We start from the raw sequence: 22,176 nt of genomic DNA on the forward strand, positions 1-22,176 counted from the left end.
ACCATACCGGTCTGACTCAAGCCAAGGAGCCTCCACGAAAACCGGGGCGGTTCACATCGCCGGCGTTGCCAGCCTTGCCAAGGTACCCACCTTGGCTGCGGCTGGCGCCTTGGCGAGTGGCCTTCTTGATCACAACGCATCCTTCAAAAATAGCGTTAACAGGCCCTGGCGCACGCGGCTATGCTCGCGGCCATCATGGAATTCTCCTGGGCCGACATGGCCTATCCCGTCCTCGTGGTCACCCTGGGCTACGTGGCGCTGGGCCTGACGGGCTTTGCCTCGGCGCTGATCTCGGTGCCGCTGCTGGCCTGGCGCTGGCCACTGGTGGACGTGGTGCCGCTGGTGCTGGTGATGGACGTGGTGGCGTCGGTCCTGATGGGCGGGCTGAACCTGCGCGAGGTGCGCTGGAGCGAGTTGCGGTATCTGGGCCCCGGCGTGCTGCTGGGCGGCCTGATCGGCCTGTGGCTGGCCACGCGCATGACGTCGGCGCTGCCGCTGCTGGTGCTGGGTGCCTATGTGGCCTGGGTGGGCGTGCAGGCCCTGCGCCGGCGCGCGCTGCCTGCTGTGGCGCCGCCCGCGCCGCGGCCCGGCCTGGGCGTGCTGTATGGCACGGGCGTGGGCGCGGTGCTGATCCTGTTCGCCACCGGCGGGCCGCTGATACTGGCGTGGCTGGCGCGGCGCGGCTTCGACGCGCGCGCCATGCGCGCCACCACGCCGGCCCTGGCCGTGGTCGCCGTGCTGATGGTGCTGCTGATGATGGCAGTCAACGGGCGTCTGTCGAGTCCGCTGATGTGGCAACGCCTGCTGGTGCTGCTGCCGATCGCCGTCGCCGGCGTGCTGGCCGGCCATGCGCTGGCGCACCGGGTGCCGGTGGCCACGCTGCGCCGCGTGATCTGCGCGCTGCTCGTGGTCAGCGGCGTGATGCTGATGCTGAACGCAGTGGGCCGCATGGCGTGAGGGCCGGTGCTGGGCCGGGGCGCGCGGGCGGCCGCGGCGACGCCTACATCAGCAGGTGCTCGGCCGCGTTGGTGCCGCCCAGGATCACGTAGTTGACCTTGCGAATGTCGAGCAGCTTCCTGCCGCCGGCGTAGCTGATCGAGCTTTGCACGTCCTGCTCCATCTCGATCAGGGTGTCGGCGAGCCGGCCCTTAATGGGTTCAAGAATGCGCTTGCCCTCGACGTGGCGGTACTCACCCTTGTTGAAGTCGCTGGCCGAGCCGTAGTACTCCTTGAACAGCTGGCCGTCGACTTCGACCGTGCGGCCGGGCGATTCCTCATGGCCGGCGAACAGCGAGCCGATCATGACCATGGTGGCGCCAAAGCGGATGCTCTTGGCGATGTCGCCGTGGTGGCGGATGCCGCCGTCGGCGACGATCGGCTTGGTCGCCACGCGCGCGCACCACTTGAGCGCGGACAGCTGCCAGCCGCCGGTGCCGAAGCCGGTCTTCAGCCGCGTGATGCAGACCTTGCCCGGGCCGACGCCGACCTTGGTCGCGTCGGCGCCCCAGTTCTCGAGGTCGATCACGGCCTCGGGCGTCGCGACGTTGCCGGCGATGACGAAGCTGTCGGGCAACCTGGTCTTGATGTGGTGGATCATCTCGCGCACCGAATCGGCGTGGCCGTGCGCGATGTCGATGGTGATGTATTCGGGTGCCAGCCCCTCGGCGGCCAGCTGGTCGATGGTGGCGACGTCCTGCGGCTTGATGCCGACCGAGATCGAGGCGAACAGGCCCTTGGCCTTCATGGTGCGCACGAAGGCCAGGTTGTCGAGGTCGAACCGGTGCATGACGTAGAAGTAGCCGTGCTCGGCCAGCCAGGCGCAGACCTGCTCGTCCACCACCGTCTTCATGTTGGAGGGCACCACCGGCAGCTTGAAGCGCCGGCCGCCGAATTCGATGCTGGCGTCGCATTCGCTGCGGCTCTCGACGCGGCATTTGCGCGGCAGCAGCAGGATGTGGTCGTAGTCGAAGATTTCCATGAGAACCAAGCTCCATTCAAAGATTGAACAAATGGGCGCTTGGCCTGGCTCCGGCTGTGTTTGTGGCGGGCACAAAAAACCGGGTCAAGAAAACTTGGGCCCGGTGCTTGATTGTAGTGGTTTCGGCCGTGTTCGGCAGGACGCCGGCCATGCAAGGACATACGCCATCAATCATGAGTCGGGCGCAGCGGCACGGCGTGCTGGGCGCTTCCTACAATCGCTGCATGTTTCCACAGTCCGACGCGCCGGCCGCCGCCGACCTGCCCATCCTGGCCGGCCTCAACGCGGAGCAGCGCGCCGCCGTCACCCTGCCGCCCGAGCACGCGCTGATCCTGGCCGGCGCCGGCTCGGGCAAGACGCGCGTGCTGACCACGCGCATCGCCTGGCTGCTGCAGACCGGCCAGGTGTCGCCGGGCGGCGTGCTGGCGGTGACCTTCACCAATAAGGCCGCCAAGGAGATGGTGGCGCGCCTGACGGCGATGCTGCCGCTGAACGTGCGCGGCATGTGGATCGGCACCTTCCACGGCCTGTGCAACCGCTTCCTGCGCGCGCACCACAAGCTGGCGGGGCTGCCGCAGGCGTTCCAGATCCTCGACACACAAGACCAGCTGTCGGCCATCAAGCGGCTGTGCAAGCAGTTCCAGGTCGACGAGGAGCGCTACCCGCCCAAGCAGCTGCAGTGGTTCATCGCCGGCTGCAAGGAGGACGGTCTGCGCCCGGGCGACGTCGAGGTGCGCGACGCCGAAATCCGGCGCAAGGTCGAGATCTACCAGCTCTACGAGGACCAGTGCCAGCGCGAGGGCGTAGTCGATTTCGGCGAGCTGATGCTGCGCAGCTACGAACTGCTGCGCGACCACGATGCGGTGCGCGAGCACTATCGCCGCCGCTTTCGCCACGTTCTGATCGACGAGTTCCAGGACACCAACCGGCTGCAGTACGCGTGGATCAAGATCATTGCCGGCCTGCCGGCCGAAGGCGGTGGCGGCGCCATCATGGCGGTGGGCGACGACGACCAGAGCATCTACGCCTTCCGCGGTGCGCGCGTGGGCAACATGGCGGATTTCGTGCGCGAGTTCCACGTCGGGCACCAGATCAAGCTGGAGCAGAACTACCGCAGCCACAGCAACATCCTGGATTCGGCCAATCAGCTCATCAGCCACAACAGGCGCCGCTTAGGAAAAAACCTGCGCACAGATGCCGGCGCCGGTGAGCCGGTGCGCGTCTACGAGGCACCCACCGATTTCGCCGAGGCCGAGTGGGTGGTGGAGGAGTTGCGCCAGCTGGTCAAGGGCGAGGGCTACGAGCGCAAGGAAGTCGCGATCCTGTACCGCAGCAACGCCCAGAGCCGCGTGATCGAGACCCAGCTGTTCAACGCCGGCGTGCCGTACCGCGTGTACGGCGGCCTGCGCTTCTTCGAGCGCGCCGAGGTCAAGCACGCGCTGGCCTATCTGCGCCTGCTGGAGAATCCGCGCGACGACACCAGCTTCTTGCGCGTGGTGAACTTTCCGCCGCGCGGCATCGGTGCGCGCAGCATCGAGCAACTGCAGGACGCGGCGCGCGCAGCCGGTATCGCGCTGGTCGATGCTGTGGCCAGCCTGCCGGGGCGCGCCGGTGCCAACCTGTCGGCCTTCGTCGCCAAGGTCGACGTGCTGCGCGAGCAGACCGCCGGCCAGACGCTGCGCGAGATCATCGAGGCAATGCTGGATGCGAGCGGGCTGCTCGAGCACTACCGCGCCGACAAGGATGGCGCCGACCGGGTCGAGAACCTGCAGGAACTGGTCAATGCGGCCGAGAGCTTCGTCACCCAGGAGGGTTTTGGCCGTGACGCGGTGGCGCTGCCGCTGGACGAGACCGCCGAGCCGACACATGGGCTGACGCAGAGCCCGGTCAGCCAGGGGCTGGACCCGGAAGCGCCGCTGCTTGACGTGCTGCTGCCGAGGGCGCCGCTGCCGGTCGACGTGGACACCGGCGAAACCCTGAGTCCGCTGGCCGCTTTCCTGACCCACGCCGCACTGGAGGCTGGCGACAACCAGGCCCAGGCCGGCCAGGACGCAGTGCAGCTGATGACGGTGCACGCCAGCAAGGGCCTGGAGTTCGATGCCGTGTTCATCACCGGCCTGGAGGAAGGCCTGTTCCCGCACGAGAACTCGATGAGCGACCACGACGGCCTGGAGGAAGAACGCCGCCTGATGTATGTCGCCATCACGCGGGCGCGCAAACGCCTGTACCTGAGCCATGCGCAGACGCGCCTGCTGCATGGCCAGACGCGCTACAACCTGCGCAGTCGCTTCCTGGAGGAATTGCCCGAGGAGGCGCTGAAGTGGATCACGCCGCGCCATGGCGGTTTCGCCTCGATTGCACCGGTTTCGAGCACGGCGCACGCGCGCCCCGCCTGGGGCCACGGCGCCATCGACGCGCAGAGCCTGGTCGGCGCACCGCTGCCGGTGCGCAAGACCGAGCCGGCCCACGGCGGCATCCGCGTCGGTCTGCAGGTGTTCCACAACAAGTTCGGCGAGGGTCGCGTGCTGGCCGTCGAAGGCAGCGGCGACGATGCGCGCGCCCAGGTCAGCTTCCCACGCCATGGCGTCAAGTGGCTGGCGCTGGCGGTGGCCAAGCTGACCATCGTCGACTGATACCGGCGCGGCTGCGCGGGTGCGGCGCGCACGTCCACCACCGAAAGGCGCCGAGACAACACCGGGGCTGCGGGCGTAGCGGCATGCTGCGTTCGCCGCGTCTACCCTGTGGCGTCAGTCGTCGGCCAGTCCGCGCGGAAAGTACATCTTCTCGCGGTTGAGCTGGTAGCTCCACGGCAGGCCGGCGTTTTTCCAACCGTTCACACTGCGGCGCCCGTCCTGGCCCATGTCGCCCTCGAAGCCGTCGACGACCGACCACACCCGGGTGAAGCCGTCCTGGGCGAGCCAGTTGGCTGCGCGGGCGCTGCGGTCGCCGGAGCGGCAGATCAGTATCAGCGGATCGTCGGAGTCCAGCCGCTTCTGGTGCAGGCGCCGCTGCACCTCAGACAGGAAGTCCGGCAAGGCTTCGAGCCGATAGCTGCCGCGCTTGGCGTCCCAGTCGATCATGGTTTCCTGGTGCTCGGCATAGGGCACCAGCGCATCGACCCCGCCGGGCGTGCCGACGTACATGGCCTCGGCCCGTGTGCGAACGTCGAGGAACAGCACCTTGGCGGGTCCGCCGCGCGCCGCGATGAATGCCGGCACTTCGGCGGCGAGCAGGTAGCGGCCAGCCCGCATGCGCTTGGACTCCGGCACGGTCGCAGGGTCCACGGCTGCCCGAGACACGCTCGGCCAGCCGAGCCAGCCGATGCCGATGGCATTGACCACGGCCAGCGTGCGCAAGTACCCGCGCCGCGTCGAACTTGTTCTGATGCAGCGCTCAGCAGGCGTTCGGGTGCTCATGGTGTTGCTCCTGGTTGGGACCTTCGCTGGCCGCCGGCTGGAATGCCGATCGGCTTCAGGCGGAGCGCCGAGCCGACACCGATGCTCATGGCGTGACAACCGCAGCGGTCGAGATCTCGGACTGCTTCTGCGCCCGCTTGACCGGCGTGCACTCGCACAGCGCGCCCCAGCGCTGCACCTGGTCGACCCGCACCGGGAACACCTGGCCGTAGAGCATCGGTGCGTAGAGCCACATCTGATAGGCCACGCGCGCCGCCTTCACGTCGCCGCGATCGGCCAGCCGGGCGAAGCCGTCGTAGGCCTCGCGCCAGTGGTTGCGTTCCAGCTCGAGCTGGGCGCTCTCCCAGAGTTCGCCGGCCGGGTTGCCCCGTTCCAGCTCGGGCGCGGCACGCTCCCAGGCCCAGGTGTCGCGTTCGGCTGCTCCTTGTGCGCACACCTGCAGGGACACGAACAGCCCCAGCGCCGTCATCAGCAGTTTGCGTTGCCTCATGATGCCTCTCCTTGGTTGACGAAAACGAACACCTCAATGACCCAGCCGGTGGCTAGCGATCACGAGCACGATGGCGGTGCACATCAGCGCGTTGCCGACGTTGACGATCACAGCGCGGTGGATGCGGCGGCCGTTCTGCTCGAACAGCCACAGCGCCATGCTGGCGTTGGCACCGGCGAAGGTGATCCAGGTCAGCAGCGAGTGCTGGTCGCTGGCGCCGTGCTGCTGGATCGCCCAGATGGTCGGCAGGTAAGCGAACACCCGCACGCTGTTGAACAGCGTGAACGACCAGGTCAGCAGCCGCAGGTACAGGCTGTTGGCGGGCAGGCGTGTTGGTGCGGGCATCGGGGCCGCGGGCTTGGCGTCGGTGCGGACGGCGCGCAGGGTCAGGGTGATCATGGTGTGGTCACCAGGAACACCTGGCTCATGCCGCTCGTGAGCAGGTCGTTCACCATGCTGGCCGCCAGGCGCAGATCCTTGCTGCGCAACAGCACCGGTGTGTCGTCGGGCAGGTCATAGCCTGCCTTCAGGCCCCAGACCAGGCCGAGGGCGCGGTCGACGTCCTCCGGATCGCAGCATTCGAGCGTCACGTCGATGACCCCGAAGCCGCGGGCCATTGCCAGTTGGTCGGCCTGCTCGCGGGTGGCGTACAACCCGAGCCGGGTGTGGGCGGCCGGATCGACCGGCACGGCGCGCGGGTCGTTGGCGCTCGGCTGCCCTTCGTTGTCGAGCAGCGGCGCGATGACGGGGGTTTCGCCCAGCATCAGCGCCTGCTCCGGATCGGCGCCGCCACAGGCAGCCAACAGCAGCGAGGTGGCAAGTGCGGTACTGATCCAGCAGGTTTTTCTCATGTCATCGACCTCATGAACGGGGTGGCGTGAACACAGTTTGCGACCGTCAAAAAACAGTCCAATACATCGCCTTGTGGATGCCATTTCAGCATCTCAAGGCAGCTGATTCGCACGGAAAAGCTTCAAACGGATGTCCTGCTTATCGTGTGATCGATAAAAAATCGAATGAAAAACAACAACTTATCGATTCAACACGATCTGCAGGATAAATAAAGGACTTGATTTGGAACATCCCATACAGATGTCCATCCATCCCGTGTTCGCGGGATGGGCCAACCGCCCCGTTGTGGCGCTCAGGCGGCGTGGGGCGGGTTCTCGGTGGTCAGCGGGACACGCAGGATCAGCGCGGTGCCGGCGGCGTCGGATTGCACGCTCAGGCTGCCACCCAGGCCTTGTGCGCGCTGGCGCATGTTGGCCAACCCGCGGCCGATGCTGCGCTCGCGCGCCGTGAAGCCGTGGCCGTTGTCCTCGATCCGCAGTTCCAGCCTGTCCTGGTCGCGGCGCAGTGCCACCTTCAATGCGGTGGCGCCCGAGTGCTTGAGCGCGTTGGCCAGCGCCTCCTGCGCGATGCGCAGCAGCTGGTGCGTGGCGTGCGGTGCCAGCGGCAGCCGGGTGTCGCCCAGCTCGATGTCCCAGCTGGGCTGGATGCCGGCGCTGATGAGCTGCTCGTTCCAGCGGTACATGAATTCGCCCACCGCTGTGGCCACGTCGGCCTCCTGCGATGCCAGGGCATCGAGTGCGATGCGCATGTCGGCAATGCAGGCGCGCAGCATGTCGGCGATCTGCGGCGTGGCGATGGCGCCGCGCTCGACCCGCAGCAGCGTGGTGCACAGACGCGAGCCCAGGCCGTCGTGCAGGTCGCGCATGATGAGCTGGCGCTCGTCGGCGGCGGCGCGGCTGATCTGCAGGCGGGTCAGCTGCTCGAAATTGGCCGCCAGCAGGCGCTCGCGATCGGCGATGCGCGACTCGAGCGTCTGGTTGAAATTCTCGAGCGATTTCAGCGAGTCGATGAAGCGCGCGGTCAGCAGCGCGCCCATGGCCAGCAGCAGGGCGTCGGTGCCGTAATGCATCATGAAGATGCGCTGCCCGACCCAGTGCTTCGACACCAGCCAGGCCAGCAGGGGCGGATGAAACGTCAGCAGGTAGTCGTGGATGCCGAATGCGACCGCCACCGTCATGGCGACGGGCAGCAGCGCGGCGGTCAGCGTGCGCTGCTTCCAGACGATCCAGAACGACACCGCGACGATGCCCAGCGCCACCGGGATCAGGCTGGCCATCCACCAGCGGGCCACCAGCATGTCGGCGTCGAAGCCCTGGGTGGCGTACCAGACGGGTCCCACCAGCAGCAGGGCGAGCAGGCCGCGCTCGATGCGGGGCGCCCGGATGCCGGCCAGGCGCAGCGTGAACCAGGCCATCACGATCACGAACGCCGCCGTGCTGCAATGGAAGACGAGCCGCCACCAGTTCCACATCGCCAGCGTCATGCTGTCGATGGTGAAGTTGAGCGAGCGCACCGACCACAGCAGGGCGGCGATGCCAAACAGGCCGTACAGGCATTCCTGCGGCCGTCGGGCCCAGATCAGCAGCACCCAGGCGCCGGCGAGCAGGGACGCCAACACCGAGAACTGCGGCACCACGCGGGTCCAAAACAGCCGCCGTTCGTGGATTGGCTGCAACTCGGCTTCGGGCCCGATCGAAACCACGGGAAAACGCAGCGGCAGGCCCGGCGCCTGGGCCACCCGGATCAGGATGCGGTTGGCGCCCGCGCGCAGGGCGGGCGCCGGCAGGCTCACCAGGCGCGGGCGGTAGGCCCACACGCGCATGCGGTCGCTCAGCAGGGGAATCGCCGACATCTCCACGCCGTTCAGCCAGACATCACCGCCGTAGTAGAGGTAGGGCAGGTACAGCGCCCAGGGCGCGGCGTCGTGGGCACTCGACAGCTCGAAGTCGATCCGGTACCAGGCTTCCCGCTCGGCCGCCGACGGCCGGCTCAGGCCGGCATCATCGGGCAGCGTGACCGTGCGCCACGCGGCCGTGTCGCCGGGGGGCGCATCGCCGCTGCCGAGCACCACCGCGGCGGTGCCGGCTTCGATGATCCGCGCAGCGGCCGCCGGCGCAACGCAGGCGCCCAGCACCAGAGCCAGCAGCAGGATCGCCCGCCGGAGCCTGCCTGCGACCAGGCATCGAAACGAGCGCCAGCCGCTCACAGCAAGCCGATCTGCTGCGCTTCGAAAACCGCCTCGCCGCGCGAATGGACCGCGAGCTTGCGATAGATCTTCTTGACGTGCGTGACCGCGGTGTGGTGCGACAGCTCGAGCAGTTCGGCGATGGCGTCGAAGTTCAGGCCCTTGGCGGTCAGGCGCAGGATTTCCAGTTCGCGTGCAGTCAACTCCGCAGGTGGCGCGCTGTCGGGATGTGCCGCAGGTGCCTTGGGCACGGCCCGCACCTGGGTCAGGATCCGGCGCGCGATGCTGGGGCTGATGGGCGAGCCGCCGGCGCGCACCTCGTGGATCGCCGCCGCGATCGCCTGCGTGGAGGCGTCCTTGAGCAGATAGCCGGTGGCGCCGGCCTTGATGGCGGCCATGACGTGCTGGTCGTCGCCGAACATGGTGACCACCAGGGCATCGCAGTGCGGATGGCGGGCGACGGTCTGGCGGATCACCTCGACACCGCTGATGTCGGGCAAGCCGAGGTCGATCAGCAAGGCATCGGGCGCCTGCTCGGCGATCAGGGAAATGGCGGCCTGTCCGCTGGCGACGACGCCCAGCAGTTCCAGATCGGGATCGGCCAGGATGGCGTCGGAGAACCGGCGCATGAACTCCGGTTCGTCTTCCACCACCAGCACCCTGATACGCATAGCAGCCTCCTGCGGAGAAAATTCTCGCACGTGCGGAGCGCAGCATGGATGTCGACGCATCGCATATTTGCGGGATGGCTGGCCGGATCCGGATGTGTTCCGCGCAAGGCGTCCAGGGCGCCGGGACTGCTGGCGGCGCAATGAGAACGGCACCCCGAAGGGTGCCGTTTCCAGGTGCAGTGTGTGGAGGCGCTCAGTAGGTCAGATTGAGCCGCAGCACCGAGGTGGTGCCGCTGACTTCGTTGCCGACCAGCAGCAGCGGTTCGCCGCTGGGCGACCGCGCGGCCGGGATGAAGACCAGGCCTTCGGGGCCGAGGTCGCCCGCCGCGGCGCCGACGGTGGACGGGTCCTTGGTGGTCCAGTCTTCACGCGTGTTCAGGTAGTCGACCATGAACGGTGCTCGCGGGTTGGTGATGTCGTAGACCATCACGCCGCCCATGCGCTCCAAGCCGATGAAGGCGAAGCTCTTCTCGCCGATCTGGCCAATCGCCACGCCCTCGGGCTCGGGACCCTTGTTGTCGCTGCGGTTGTCCAGGCTGTTGCCGGCCTCGTGGTTGGAGTTGAAGAAGTCCTTGCAGGGCTTGTCGCGCCTGGCGCCCAGTTTGCAGGCGTCGCTGGCGAAGAACTTCTCCAGCTCGGCGCCGGAATCCCACACCAGCCGGCCGGCCTCGTCCCAGATCGAGAACGAGCGGCCGCCGAAGGCGTACAGCTGGTCGTACATCAGGCGGTCGCCGGCGGCATCCTGCACGCCGGCGGCGTTGAACATCAGCGGCTGGCCGCTGGCGTCGGTGCGGTAGCCCATGGTCCACGTGATGATGAGGCGGCCGAGTTGGTCGTCATCGCGGCAGGCGCCGGGCTTGTCGGCACTGGCGCCGCAGTAGCCGAAGGTGTCGGGGTTGAGCAGGCCGCCTGCCGCCATGGCGCCGAGCTGCGCCGGCAGGTCGTCGCCCTTGCGGCCGCCCCAGCCCTTGGCGTTGATCAGGTGCTTGACGCGGAACTCCTCGACGAAGCCCTTACTGGCGTCGCCGTTGAAGTAATCCTCATCGTCCTCGCCCCAGGCGCGCGCATCCCCCTCGTTGGCGGTCACCAGCCAGGTCTTGCCGCCGGCCTGGTAGGTGGCGATGGCATCGGGCAGGTAGAGGCCGCGCACGCCGGGCCAGCTGCGGATGTCGGCCTTCAGGTCGGTGTCGGAGCCATCGATCTCGTTGCCGGCAAGGCCGTGGTCCTTGTAGCCGAGCGCGGTGACCAGCGCGGCAGCCAGCGCGATTGGCGCCAACAGGGCGAAGCGGGGCAGGAAGGCGGAGGTCTTGGACGGGGTCATGGCAGCGTGGCGAGGGATGGAGCCCTGCCATGCTGCCGGTCAGGCATGAAAGTTTCGGGGCAGTTTCATGACGGCGCCATGACGTTCGCGGCGTCCGGCGCCGTGCTCACGGGCTGCTCAGGGCAGCACCCGGCCGTCGCTGGTGATCACCGACTGGTGCGCGTAGTCACCGGCGGCGGGGCGGTCCACCGTGCCGCGGGCGCGGATGTGGTCGACCACCGCCTGCGTGTACAGCAGGTAGCTGTTGACGTAGTTGCCGCTGGCGTAGACGGTGCCGAAGGTGGCGTAGCCGTCCTGGCCAAGGGCGGTGTAGTCGTAGGTGACGACGATGTAGCTGCGTGCCGGGTCGATGGCCGACCAGGCGCCGCTGGCGCGGTCCTTGATTTCGATGCGGCTGAAGCGCTGCCCGCGCGGCTGGCGCAGGTCGAGGTGCCAGCGCAGGCCGGCTGCGTAGGGGTGCGAGCCACCCGAACCGTGGCCGGCGTCGAGGTAGTAGGCCACGGCCTCTTCCAGCGAGTCGGCGATCTGCGCGCCGGTCAGCGGCAGCTCGATCAGCAGGTTGGTGAACGGCAGCACGGCGAAGGCGTCGCCCATACTGATCGGTCCGGCCTTGATCGGCACGCGCACGCCGCCGGCATTCTGGATCGCGACGTCGGCGCGCAGGCTGGCGTCGAGGAAGGACTGCAGCGCGATCTGCGCGACGTCGCTGCCGCGCGCCAGCTGGTTGGCGTTCTCGCAGCCGGCCACGCCGGCGCTGCGGTTGGTGGGCTCGCCCGGCGTGCGCACCAGGCACAGCGCTTCGGCGACGTGGCCGATAGCCTGGCGCTTGAGCGTGTCGACCTGGCCGGCGTAGCGCTGCAGCAACTCGGCCGCGGCGGCATCCGGTGTCGGCATCACGAGCCTGGGGTCGGCCGCCACCGCGGCCTTGATCTGCTGCCCGGTGGCCGCATCGACGGGTGCCCAGGCGCCTTGCGCGTTCCGGCGCCTGAAGCGGTCGCCGACGATGAGTGCGGCCTGGCCGGCGCAGGCAGCGACCTCGCCCTCGGCATTGAAGCGGATGCGCAGTTCGCCGATGGCCTTGCCGTATTCCCAGGCCTGGCCGATGCAGACCGGCTTGCCGTCCTTGTTCAGCACCTGGGTCGGGTAGGGGCCGGCGGCCGCGTAACCGGCACCGAGGGTGCTGAAGTCGCCCAGCAGGGTGTGCGAATCGCCACCGATGATGGCGTCGACGTCGGTCAGCTGCGCGGCCAGGCGCCTGTCGGCCTCGTAGCCGATGTGGGTCAGCAGCACGATGTGGCGCACGCCGCGCGCCTTGAGCTGGTCGATGCTGCGCTGCGCGGCTCCGGCCTCATGGTCGAACTCGGTGCTCGGCAGCGGCCGCGACGAATACTGCGTCTTGCCCTTGATCGTGATGCCCACGATGCCGACCGGCACGCCCTTGATGGTCTTGACGGTGTAGGGCTTGAGGTAGTCGTCGGCCGCCTGGGGCACCAGCGGCGTGCCGAGCTGCGGGCGGATGTTGGCGGCCAGCACGGGGGTCTGGCAGGCGCCGGCGTGCAAGTGGTCGATGAAGCGCCTGAGCTGGGCGTCGCCATCGTCGAACTCGTGGTTGCCGACGGCGAAGGCATCGAAGCAGACGGCGTTCATCAGTTCGGCGTCCGCTTGGCCCTTGAACAAGGTGTAGTACAGCGTGCCGGTGCTGGCGTCGCCGGCGTGCAGCTTCAGCACGTCGTCACGGCCCTGGTAGGCCCGGAAGGCGCCGGCGACCTGGCTGAAGCCGCCGAGCTCGACGCGCGTGTCGATGCCGCCGATCTTCATCTCCACATCGGCGATCGCATCCAGATGGGAGTGGTGGTCGTTGACGTGGACCAGGGTCAGCTCCAGCGGCCGCGTGTCGTCGGCGCTGGCGCCGCTGCCGCAGGCCGCCACCGCGAGGCTCAGCACGAGTGGCGCCAGCGCGGCCAGGCGCGGCAGTCTTGCGAGCAGCAGGGTCCGGATCATGGCCGCCGGCGCGGGATCAGGGCTTGCCGCAGGGCTCGTGCAGCCAGGGTGATCCGCTTGCCATCCACGGCGGTGCTAGGCCGGTGGCAGCGCTTCGGGCGCGTCGGCCGAGAAGCTGTCGCGGAAGGTGAACCACAGCGAGGCGTAGAACATCGCCGCGATCAGCAGGCTGAGCGGAAACATGCCGCTGACGGCGACCTGCATGTTGCCGAGCAGCGAGGCGGTGGTCAGCAGCAGGGTCCAGCCGGCCAGCGTGACGCCGAGCCAGCCGAGGCCGTAGACCAGGTAGGCGCCGGCATTGCGCAGCACAGCGATGGCGCTGAAGAACAGGCTCTTGATGACCGGCACCTCGTGCCACAGCACGAGCGCCGGCGCGTGCCAGAACAGCACCGACACCGGCAGGTACAGCAGGCTGACCAGCAGGACCGAATTCAGCGACGAGCGCAGCGCGTCCTGGATCGCCGGATCGGTCAGCATGTCGCGCGTGATGCTGCCGTCGCTGTCGGCGATCATCTGCGCCAGCTTGCCGTCGTCCATCATGGCCGAGAGCAGGATGATCAGCATCACTGCCGCCGCGTAGAGCGCGCCCAGCACCAGCATCGCCCGTGTCTTGGCCGGGCCGCTGCGAAAGCCGATCAGCAGCATGCCGGGCAGCGGGAAGCGGTCTTCCTCGACCTCGCGCGCGGCTGCCATCAGGCCCACCGTGGCCGCCGGCACCAGCGCCATCGCCAGCGCGCTACCGACCAGCGGCAGCCAGGACAGCAGGGCGGTGAAGGCCAGGAACATGAAGAAGATGCCGGCGATCGCCAGCGGGCGGCGGAAGAACACCGCGATGCCCTTGCGCACCCAGCGCATGCCGACACCGGCCGGGACGATGTTGAGCTTCATGACAGCAGCAGCGGTTCGGCGATGCGCTGGCGCAGCACGCGTTCGAAATGGGTCGGGTCGTGCGGTGTCAGCAGGCTGGCGCGTCGCGGCAGGTGCAGATCCCACAGGCGCGAGACCCAGAAGCGCATGGCGCCGGCGCGCAGCATGGCCGGCAGCAGCCGGCGCTCGCTTGATGCCAGCGGACGCACCGCCTGGTAGGCCTCCAGCATGGCCTGCGTGCGCGCGGCGTCGGTGGCGCCGCTCGCCAGGTCGACGGCCCAATCGTTCAGCGCCACGCCGAGATCGAACAGCCAGCTGTCGACACCGGCGAAATAGAAGTCGAAGAAACCGGTCAGGCGCGGCGCCTCGCGCGGGCCGTCGAACATCACGTTGTCGCGGAACAGGTCGGCGTGCACGGCGCCGCGCGGCAGTGCCGCGTAGGCTGAACTGGCGGCGACGTGGTTCTGGTAGGCCAGCTCGCTGCGCATCAGTGCCGCCTGGACACCGTCCAGGTGCGGTAGCACCACCGGCGCGGTCTCGTTCCACCAGGCCAGGCCGCGCAGGTTCGGCTGCTGCAGCGGGTAGTCGCGCGCCGCCAGGTGGGCGCGCGCCAGCATCGCGCCGACCGCGGCGCAGTGCGCCGGCGTCGGCGCCAGCTCGCTGTGGCCCAGCAGGCGGTTGACCACCGCTGCCGGCTTGCCGCACAGCGTGTGCAGGATGTCGTCCTCGCCGGGGCCGATCGGCGCGCCATCCGCCTTGGACTGCGGCTCCGGCACCGGGATGCCGTGCTGCGCCAGGTGCTTCATCAGGTGCAGGTAGAACGGCAGCTGCTCGTGCGTCAGGCGCTCGAACAGCGTCAGCACCCATTCGCCCTCGGTGGTGGTGGCGAAGTAGTTGGTGTTCTCGATGCCGCCCTGGATGCCGCGCAGACCGGTCAGCGAACCCAGGCCGAGCGCGCTCAGCAGTCGGTCGGCCTGCTCGAACGAGACCTCGGTATAGACAGCCATTGCGAGCCGCCTAGAAACTCAGCACTTTCCAGGTGCGCTGGCCGGCGCTGCCCGGTCCGGCCTCGGCGGCGGCCGGGCGCGTGACATCGGCTGGACGCACGTCATAGGGCGGCACCGGCGCCTTGGGCGTCACGGTGATGCTCTGGGTCTCGCCGCCGGCGCGCACTTCGTCGACCCGGCTGCCGGCATCCTCGATGCGGATGTGCTCCACGCGTCCGGTGACCGGGCCGGGTTGGGCTTGTTCGGCCACGACGGGAGCGGTCATCGTGGGCCCCTGGGCCAGCGTGGGGGGCGCGGCACACAGGCCAAGTGCGGCCAACAGCAGCAGGAAGCAGCGGGGTTGAGACATGCCCATATTCTATGGGAGCGCCTCAATGGAGGCTGTTGGCGAAACTCGGGCAGCGACCGGCTCGGCCAGGCTCGTACGCTTGGCCTGGCGCGACAGCTGCCGAGGAAGGACATGCGGTGGCAAAGCGCCGCCGGCCAGCTTCGGCGCGGACTATCATCGCCCGCATGCACCGCTAACTGTGTGGCTTGTTGTAGTTCAGCCGCCCGCTTCTGGCGCCAGAGGAACACATGGCACTTTTCTGGGAGCTTCGGATTGAAGACCTATGGCCAAGTATTTGCAGTTCGAGGCTCGGCTTACGACCGTGCGATGCAATGCTGTCCGGATGCGCGCCAGCAGGAATTTGCACAGGCGGTCGACGCGGCGCGCTTGACGTCGGGCATGGTGGTGGCGGATGTGCCCGCAGGTGGCGGATACTTGCAACGATACCTGCCTTCCGGGTGCCATTGGCTGGGGCATGAGCCGTGTGCCAGTTTCACGAACCACGGTACTTTGACGGGCGACGCACGACCCCTGCTGCCGCTGCCGTGGTCGGACGCGTCGGCCGATGTGGCGATCAGCCTTGCAGGCGTGCACCATATCGATGACAAGCGCCCACTGTTCAGGGAACTGGCCCGCGTGACCAAACCCGGTGGGCGGTTGGTGGTGTCGGATGTAGCAACGGATTCGGCGGTGGCAAGGTTCCTGGATGGCTATGTGGGCGCGCACAACAGCACCGGACACGAAGGTGTGTTTCTGGATGGACACACCCTGGTGGAACTGCGCGACGCGGGCTGGAGTGTGCATCGCCATGACGTCCAGAACTTCTGCTGGGTATTTCCCGATCGCGCGGTGATGGCGGCTTTCTGCCACGAGTTGTTCGACCTGCGTTCGTCGTCCATGGCCGATACCCGGGTTGCCATTGAGACACAGTTGGGCGTGAAGCAATTGTCTTCGGGCCAGGTGGGCATGGACTGGTCTCTGATGACGATCGTGGCCCAGAAAGGGCCTACGGAGGCCGTCGAATGAAGAGCTCGGTGCAAACCGTGGTTTGGGCTCGGCATGCAGGGCAGTGGAGCCGGGTTGGTCCGCCCCTGAAGCCCTCGGCGGAGGATGCTGAACTGAGTCTGAAAGCCCTGCGCCCGGTGTTCGACCAGTCACCTGGCCCATGTCGGATTGCCATCCTGGGGGTAACTCCGGAACTGGTGCTATTGCCTTGGCCTCCGACGGCAGTGCTGAAGGCGTTTGACCACAGTGCCGACATGATCGCGAGTCTGTGGCAATCGCATCCGCAAGTGTCCTCCTCGGTGTATCAGGCAGACTGGCGTGCCTTGCCATTGGATGACGCATCAATGCACGCGGCGGTAGGCGATGGCTCCTTGAACGCCTTGCCGAACCTGAACGAGTGTGCGGAGGTGCTTGAGGAGTTGCACCGCGTCCTAGTTGTCGGCGGACGCATCGTCATCCGTTGTTTCGTCCGGCCCGACGTGCCGGAAACCTTCCAGGAAGTGGTCGCTGCCGTCAAGAGGAGCCAGATAGGCAGTTTTCATGCCTTGAAGTGGCGCATGGCCATGGCGTTGGCCGGCGTGTCACGGGCTTCTGTGGCCGTGGCCGACATCCATGATGCGTTCGAAGCCAGCTTTCCATCCCGTGATGCCCTGGCAGCTCTTACTGGTTGGCCGCGGGAGGTAATAGACAGCATTGATGCCTACCGGGGTTCCCTGACCCGTTACGTTTTCCCAACGCTGCCGGAGTTGCTGGGACTATGCCGGCCGTGGTTTGAACTGCAATCCATCGAACACGGCTCCTACGAGTTGGCTGACCGCTGCCCGATGTTGTCCCTGCGGCACATCACAACGGAGGCTGATCATGAATGAGACCCGCAAGACTGGCAGCGCGTGGCGCTGGGCGGACCCGGTGCATGCCTACCCCGGTTATGTCCATGGGTGCAGATATCCAGCTCTGGTTGTGAGCCTGCAGGGTCAGGTTGTGTCTCGGGAGGCTTGCGATCGATTGGCCGCCTGCTTCCTGGAAAGCTGTCCGACATGGGTCAAACCGGAAATCGGGGATCAACCGGCATTGGACATGCGGCAAGCTGTCGAATGGCTCTTGTCAGGGTGGCAGGCGCTGCAGGTGGCGGCAGGTGTTCCCGTGTACGAAACGGGTCGCCTCCTTGAACTGACGGGTTCGCAGGCGCGCTGCGTGGTGCCCACGCTCCAGAACTCGCAGCGGGTACTGGCAAGCGTCATTCAGCAGTCGTTTGAATTGTTGAGCCGGCCGGCCGCTGACGAGGGACAGCCCGGCAAGGATCGGCTGCGGCAGGCCATCGAGATACTGGCTCGCACCGGACCGGGAGCCTCGGCCGTGCAGTGGTTCGTGAAAGCCGCGCATGAGCTGGGCATGCCCGTGCAGGAATTGCCTGGCGGTGCTTTCCAGTACGGCGTTGCAGCGCGTGCGCGCTGGATGGACAGCACGTTCACCGATGTCACGCCGACGCTATCGGCCCGGTTGGCTAGGAACAAAGTGTGGGCCGCGGCCTTGCTTAGGCAGGCGGGGCTCCCGGTGCCGCTGCACCAGTTGGTGGGTGACGTGCAGAGTGCGCTGAAGGTGGCCCATTGGCTGGGCTACCCGGTGGTGGTCAAACCCGCCGACCAGGATGGTGGTGTCGGGGTGGCTGCCGGCTTGGAAACGGATGCGGAGGTTCAACAGGCCTTCGAAAAAGCGAGAACGCATTCCAGCCAGATTCTGGTGGAAAAGCATGTTGCAGGTCGGGATTACCGACTGACCGTGTTCAACGGCGAAATGATCTGGGCCATCGAACGCGTGCCGGGTGGCATCACGGGCGACGGAACGCACACGGTGGCACAACTGCTGGAACGCTTGAATGCAGATCCTCGACGGGGATCGAACGCACATTCGCCGCTGAAGATCTTGGACCTGGACGATGAAGCCAGGCAGTTGCTGCGTCGGCAGGGCCTGGACGAGCGGTCGGTGCCGGCCGCGGGCCGATTCGTTCGCATGCGTCGTGCGGCCAACGTGGCCGTGGGCGGGATGCCGGTGGCCGTTTTCGACCAGGTCCATCCCGACAACGTGCGGCTGGCGGTGCGGGCGGCGAACATCCTGCGCCTCGACATGGCCGGCGTCGACCTGCTGATCCCTGACATCGCGATCTCCTGGCGTGATTCAGGTGCCGCCATCTGCGAGGTGAACGGACAGCCCAGTCTGGGGCAGCTCACTGCAGCGCATCTGTACGCACCGGTGCTCAGGCGACTGGTGCCGGGATCGGGCAGGGTTCCTACCGTGCTCATCGTGGGAGCCGTCGACCCAGAGCTCTGGCTGGACGCGGTGTCGAGCGCCCTGGCGGGCCGGATGATGAGGGTGGGCGTGGTCGGTCCACGCGCGGTGACCGTCGGCGCCGAGACGATTACCCGCGGGGGGGCTGGCTCGTTCGCCGGAGGCAGGATGCTGGCCCTGGATCGCGACGTCGACGCCATGGTACTGGCCATCAACGACGATGAATGCCTGCACAGCGGCTTGCCCGTGGACCGCTGTGATGCGCTGATTCTGGCAGGGACCCATCGGTGGACAGCTGGTGCGGCATCGGATCTCGAGCGTCGGCAATGGCTGCATGAGATGCTGCTTCACCTGTTGCCGGCATGCGATGGCGTGGTGTTGAACTGGGTCGAAAGTGGGTCGGGCGCAGACCATCTGGCCGCCTGGACGACGGCGCGCTGGCACGAGTTCGCGGGCGACGCGGCGCTGGCGGCTGCTGAAGCTGCTGGCTTGGCCGTGGCCTGCGCAGCGGGGCGGGAATCCAGTTCCGAGAGCGCGGCCAACGCTGCCTCGTGAATCCGCTGCGAGTCGGAGCCGATTGCGTCTGGCCGGGGCGTTGGGGCGCCTGGCCAGAAGGCGCAGCTCCACCGGTCCCGGCATGAATCCGTTGGCTGAAAGCTGCGTCCGAGTTCCCCGCAAGCGGCAGCGCAGGAGCATGTCGTTGATTGTCCGATGGAAAATCCGAACATGAACATCGTGGATCCCATTCATCGGCACGCGCTGGCCAAACCGGATCGTCCGGCGGTCATCACCTCGCGAGGAACCTTGTCCTGGGCCGGGTTGGACCGGATGCTGTGGTCTGCTGCCAAGATGCTTCATGACAGGGGTTTGCGGGCAGGGGATCGGGTCGGCCTGAAGATGATCGATCCGGTACCGCAGCTCATTGTGTTTCTTGCCCTGGCAAGAATCGGCGTGGCTCACGTGGTCATGCCCTTCGCTGGTGACGACAAGGCAAGGCGATCGCTGCAGGAGAGATTGGCGATCGCCATGATATTGTGCGACTCCGAAGCCGTGCATTCGACCATTCCGGGCTCGATGCTCATCGACAGGCTGGTCATGAACGACGTTGATCGGCCTGATCAGCTGCGCTTGAGAGTCGATGCAGGCGATCTGCCATGGCTCGTCATTCAGTCATCGGGCACTACGGGCGCGCCGAAGTTCGCGGAGCTGACTCATGCGAGGTCTTTTCAGCAGCTGGATAATTTTGCTGCGGTTTTGCCGTGCTCCGGGGACGATATCTTCTGGCCGGCGTCAAGGCTGGATTTCCTGATGGCGAAACGGCAGACGCTGTTCTGCTTGCAGCAGGGTGCAGCGGTTTATCTTCCAGCCAGCAACCTCATTTCGGAACAGCTGGTGAGGGAACTGAGTGAAAAAAGGATCACGCTGGCCTGTGGAACGCCTTCACACCTTTATCAGCTCATCGGCGTCGGACAGCCGCTTCCAGCCTTGAGGGCTTTTGACGCCCGTTCGGCGACGATCGGTGAGGAGCTGAGAAGGGAGTTCAAATCGCGGATCAGCCGAGGGCTTTACGTCATCTATGGTACCTCGGAGGCGGGTGTTCTGACTTGCGCTGCACCCGATGATCAAAGCGCGATGCCGAACACCGTTGGAGCGGCGGTGGGCTCCGTCGAACTCGAGATTGTGGATGAGCGGGGTGCGCTCCTCGCTCCGGGTCTGACCGGAGAAGTCCGGGTGAAAAGCCCGGCAATCATCGAATCCTATCTGGACGATCCGGAAGCCACCGGCAGATCATTCAAGGGTGGATGGTTTTATCCAGGCGACCTTGGCTACCTGACCAACGATGGCGCGTTGGTGCTGCAGGGGCGGCGCGACGACATGATGATATTCGACGGAATGAACATTTTTCCGGCGGAAATCGAAAATGCATTGAGATCTCATCATGCGGTGCGCGAGGCCGCCGCTTTCGCGGTGAACCACTGGCGGTTCCAGGATGTGCCCGTGGCGGCGGTGACGCTGCGAGGCCGGGTCAGCGAACAGGAGCTTGTCGAACACTGCGGGAGGATCCTGGGATTCAGAAACCCGCTGCGCATCTGGATAATCAAGGATTTTCCGAGGAATCCGATGGGCAAGATCCTGAAGCGCGAGTTGGTTCGGCATCTGGTTCAGTCCGGAAAAAAATGAAAGCATCACTCCGCCGGATTTCAGCGCTCCGCAGATTCTAGTCACCTAGACAATAGACAATGGCATCGACATCGAATCTGTAAACCAAAGCCTTCAGGCGCTGATTCAATTTTCTGAAGGGCATTGAAACCAGCTTGCCGCAAGAGTCCAGGGTTCTCGTGGGGGTGGTGAAGTAGCATCTGCGCCCTTGTCTATGATGGAGCAACTGCTGCGCCAATGCAGCCTCCTCGCTGTCATGCCTTTCAACCGGTATCCTGCCATCACCGTTCAAGAACTCTGTAAGAAAGCTGGCTATATATGACCTGGAAACATCACCGCCGCCAAACAATGGAGCGAAGTTCACTTCATTGATGATGGCACCGTTCTCGTACCAGGGCCTGGCAATGTCGGGGCTGATGATGTCGATGCCGGCGACATGCAATCCGAACAGCTTGGTGGCGATGAGGGCCGCAGACAGGTTGGCGGGATGGACATTTGCCGTCACTTCCTCATCGACGCCACCATCGGCCGTCGACTCGATGCGTCGCAGCGGTGCAAGGCTTCCCATTGGCGGAATGGTATTTGGCGACAGTCCTTCGTGCGCCAGTGCCGCGCGTGCCCGCTCATCGAGCGGGCGAAGTCTGGATCGGGTCCAGGGTGGCAGCCGTTTCTGTTCCTTCAGCGCCTCATTCACCAAATCGTTGACCGAGCGTTTCCCATCCCCCCTGACGGCTATCGGCCACCGTTTGACAGCGTAAAGCAAGCCTCCGTTCGCGACGAACAGGCGATGACAAACGCCGGCGACCTGGCGTTCGACAATGACTTTCTTGGCAACCGAGAACTGAAGTGCGTGGGCGACCGAAGTCCTGAGTTCATCCGCATCCGAGATGTCGACGGTGACGCCTTCACCACGGTCACCATCGACCGGTTTGACCACCACGGGAAATCCCAGACGTTCAGCTGCTGCCAAAGCGCTTGCCGGCTCATCCACCACAACATGAACCGGTGCCGGCAGGCCGGCCAGGCGCAGCAGGTTGCCGGCCGTCACCTTGTTGTGGGAAAGCTTCGCCCCGATGGCGGAATCCAACTCGGTCGCGCTGCGGTCGAGCCTGCGCGCCTGGCTGCCCCAGCCGATCTGATAGGCACCCAGGCCGAGGTGCATGAAAGGAATGCCCAGCTGATGGGCTGTCTTCAGTACCGGAATGGTCGAGTCGCCACCGGGCACCTGCTCGCGCAACCGCTCAAAAACCTGGCGATGGATCGAGGAGAGGATTTTCTCCTGGTGATCAGAACGCGGCGAATTTTCGGCCATCCAGTCGCATGCTCTGACCGTGATATCGAATATCGAATTGTATATGTCAAGGGGGATGAAATCGATCCACGTGCACCTGAGCTTAAGGGTGAAAATCCGCCGCTGTCGATCCTTGAGGACCATGGAGGCGAGCGTGATTTCGCGGAAGATCGGCACGCGGGCCAGCTCGAACAATGTTCTGGCGAGTTTCAGAAAAAAAGCGATAAATCGGCGCTCGGCCTCTTCGATCGGGGTTGAGGATGTTTCATCAGAAATTTCTATGGGATCTAATGACTCCTCGGTCATCACATATCTTGC

19 protein-coding genes are annotated in these 22,176 nt (G+C 66.2%); 6 read left to right on the forward strand and 13 right to left on the reverse strand.

Annotated elements, in window-relative coordinates; translation table 11 throughout:
• Positions 1 to 195: 195 nt before the first annotated feature.
• Positions 196 to 957 carry a TSUP family transporter gene (locus tag PK606_RS13630; RefSeq protein ID WP_324564760.1) on the forward strand — a complete coding sequence of 254 codons (762 nt, stop codon included), beginning with the start codon at positions 196 to 198 and terminating at the stop codon, positions 955 to 957.
• Positions 958 to 1,000: 43 nt separating this feature from the next.
• On the opposite strand, the gene PK606_RS13635 is transcribed toward PK606_RS13630, so the two are convergent.
• Complete coding sequence (locus PK606_RS13635) at positions 1,001 to 1,978, reverse strand: GMP reductase (protein ID WP_324564761.1); 978 nt, start codon at positions 1,976 to 1,978, stop codon at positions 1,001 to 1,003.
• A 224-nt stretch (positions 1,979 to 2,202) separates the two neighbouring features.
• Between PK606_RS13635 and PK606_RS13640 the strand changes: the two genes are divergently transcribed.
• Complete coding sequence (locus tag PK606_RS13640) at positions 2,203 to 4,611, forward strand: UvrD-helicase domain-containing protein (RefSeq protein WP_324564763.1); 2,409 nt, start codon at positions 2,203 to 2,205, stop codon at positions 4,609 to 4,611.
• A gap of 114 nt (positions 4,612 to 4,725) precedes the next feature.
• Here the strand turns inward: PK606_RS13640 and PK606_RS13645 are convergent, their stop codons facing one another.
• From PK606_RS13645 to PK606_RS13695, 11 genes are all read right to left on the reverse strand, one after another.
• Positions 4,726 to 5,394, reverse strand: coding sequence for a rhodanese-like domain-containing protein (locus tag PK606_RS13645; RefSeq protein ID WP_324564764.1), 669 nt, complete (start codon positions 5,392 to 5,394; stop codon positions 4,726 to 4,728).
• Between the two features lie 85 nt (positions 5,395 to 5,479).
• Entirely contained in the window at positions 5,480 to 5,884 is a 405-nt protein-coding gene (locus PK606_RS13650) for a hypothetical protein (RefSeq protein ID WP_324564766.1), read from the reverse strand.
• A gap of 33 nt (positions 5,885 to 5,917) precedes the next feature.
• Positions 5,918 to 6,283: a hypothetical protein gene (locus tag PK606_RS13655; protein ID WP_324564768.1), complete on the reverse strand. Its 366-nt coding sequence runs from the start codon at positions 6,281 to 6,283 to the stop codon at positions 5,918 to 5,920.
• Complete coding sequence (locus tag PK606_RS13660; RefSeq protein ID WP_324564770.1) at positions 6,280 to 6,735, reverse strand: hypothetical protein; 456 nt, start codon at positions 6,733 to 6,735, stop codon at positions 6,280 to 6,282. The genes PK606_RS13655 and PK606_RS13660 overlap by 4 nt, the downstream gene beginning before the upstream one ends.
• Positions 6,736 to 7,028: 293 nt before the next feature.
• Entirely contained in the window at positions 7,029 to 8,870 is a 1,842-nt protein-coding gene (locus tag PK606_RS13665; protein ID WP_324564771.1) for a sensor histidine kinase, read from the reverse strand.
• 68 nt (positions 8,871 to 8,938) lie between these two features.
• Positions 8,939 to 9,592, reverse strand: a complete 654-nt coding sequence (locus tag PK606_RS13670) for a response regulator (RefSeq protein WP_324564772.1) — start codon at positions 9,590 to 9,592, stop codon at positions 8,939 to 8,941.
• A gap of 193 nt (positions 9,593 to 9,785) precedes the next feature.
• Positions 9,786 to 10,913, reverse strand: coding sequence for a choice-of-anchor I domain-containing protein (locus PK606_RS13675; protein ID WP_324564774.1), 1,128 nt, complete (start codon positions 10,911 to 10,913; stop codon positions 9,786 to 9,788).
• A gap of 117 nt (positions 10,914 to 11,030) precedes the next feature.
• Positions 11,031 to 12,914 (reverse strand): bifunctional metallophosphatase/5'-nucleotidase, encoded by a 1,884-nt coding sequence (locus tag PK606_RS13680; protein ID WP_324564776.1) that lies wholly within the window; start codon positions 12,912 to 12,914, stop codon positions 11,031 to 11,033.
• Between the two features lie 75 nt (positions 12,915 to 12,989).
• Positions 12,990 to 13,802 (reverse strand): BPSS1780 family membrane protein, encoded by an 813-nt coding sequence (locus PK606_RS13685; protein WP_324564777.1) that lies wholly within the window; start codon positions 13,800 to 13,802, stop codon positions 12,990 to 12,992.
• Positions 13,799 to 14,788 (reverse strand): homoserine kinase, encoded by a 990-nt coding sequence (locus PK606_RS13690; RefSeq protein WP_324564779.1) that lies wholly within the window; start codon positions 14,786 to 14,788, stop codon positions 13,799 to 13,801. The genes PK606_RS13685 and PK606_RS13690 overlap by 4 nt, the downstream gene beginning before the upstream one ends.
• A 10-nt stretch (positions 14,789 to 14,798) precedes the next feature.
• Positions 14,799 to 15,137: a hypothetical protein gene (locus PK606_RS13695; RefSeq protein ID WP_324564780.1), complete on the reverse strand. Its 339-nt coding sequence runs from the start codon at positions 15,135 to 15,137 to the stop codon at positions 14,799 to 14,801.
• A gap of 252 nt (positions 15,138 to 15,389) precedes the next feature.
• Here PK606_RS13695 and PK606_RS13700 point away from each other — a divergent pair, with 252 nt between their 5' ends.
• The 4 genes from PK606_RS13700 to PK606_RS13715 all read left to right on the forward strand — a co-directional run bounded on the left by PK606_RS13700 (position 15,390) and on the right by PK606_RS13715 (position 20,588).
• Positions 15,390 to 16,142, forward strand: coding sequence for a methyltransferase domain-containing protein (locus PK606_RS13700; protein ID WP_324564781.1), 753 nt, complete (start codon positions 15,390 to 15,392; stop codon positions 16,140 to 16,142).
• On the forward strand, positions 16,139 to 16,990 hold the full coding sequence (locus PK606_RS13705; protein ID WP_324564783.1) for a class I SAM-dependent methyltransferase: 852 nt from the start codon (positions 16,139 to 16,141) through the stop codon (positions 16,988 to 16,990). The genes PK606_RS13700 and PK606_RS13705 overlap by 4 nt, the downstream gene beginning before the upstream one ends.
• Positions 16,983 to 18,962: an ATP-binding protein gene (locus PK606_RS13710; protein WP_324564784.1), complete on the forward strand. Its 1,980-nt coding sequence runs from the start codon at positions 16,983 to 16,985 to the stop codon at positions 18,960 to 18,962. Before PK606_RS13705 ends, PK606_RS13710 begins: the two co-directional genes overlap by 8 nt.
• A gap of 171 nt (positions 18,963 to 19,133) precedes the next feature.
• Positions 19,134 to 20,588 carry a class I adenylate-forming enzyme family protein gene (locus PK606_RS13715; RefSeq protein WP_324564785.1) on the forward strand — a complete coding sequence of 485 codons (1,455 nt, stop codon included), beginning with the start codon at positions 19,134 to 19,136 and terminating at the stop codon, positions 20,586 to 20,588.
• Between the two features lie 37 nt (positions 20,589 to 20,625).
• Here PK606_RS13715 and PK606_RS13720 read toward each other — a convergent pair.
• The coding region (locus tag PK606_RS13720) for an ATP-binding protein (RefSeq protein ID WP_502920847.1) at positions 20,626 to 22,176 on the reverse strand (1,551 nt) is incomplete at its 5' end.

The sequence above is a fragment of the Ottowia sp. genome (assembly GCF_035444425.1).
Taxonomy (GTDB): Bacteria; Pseudomonadota; Gammaproteobacteria; order Burkholderiales; family Burkholderiaceae_C; genus Ottowia.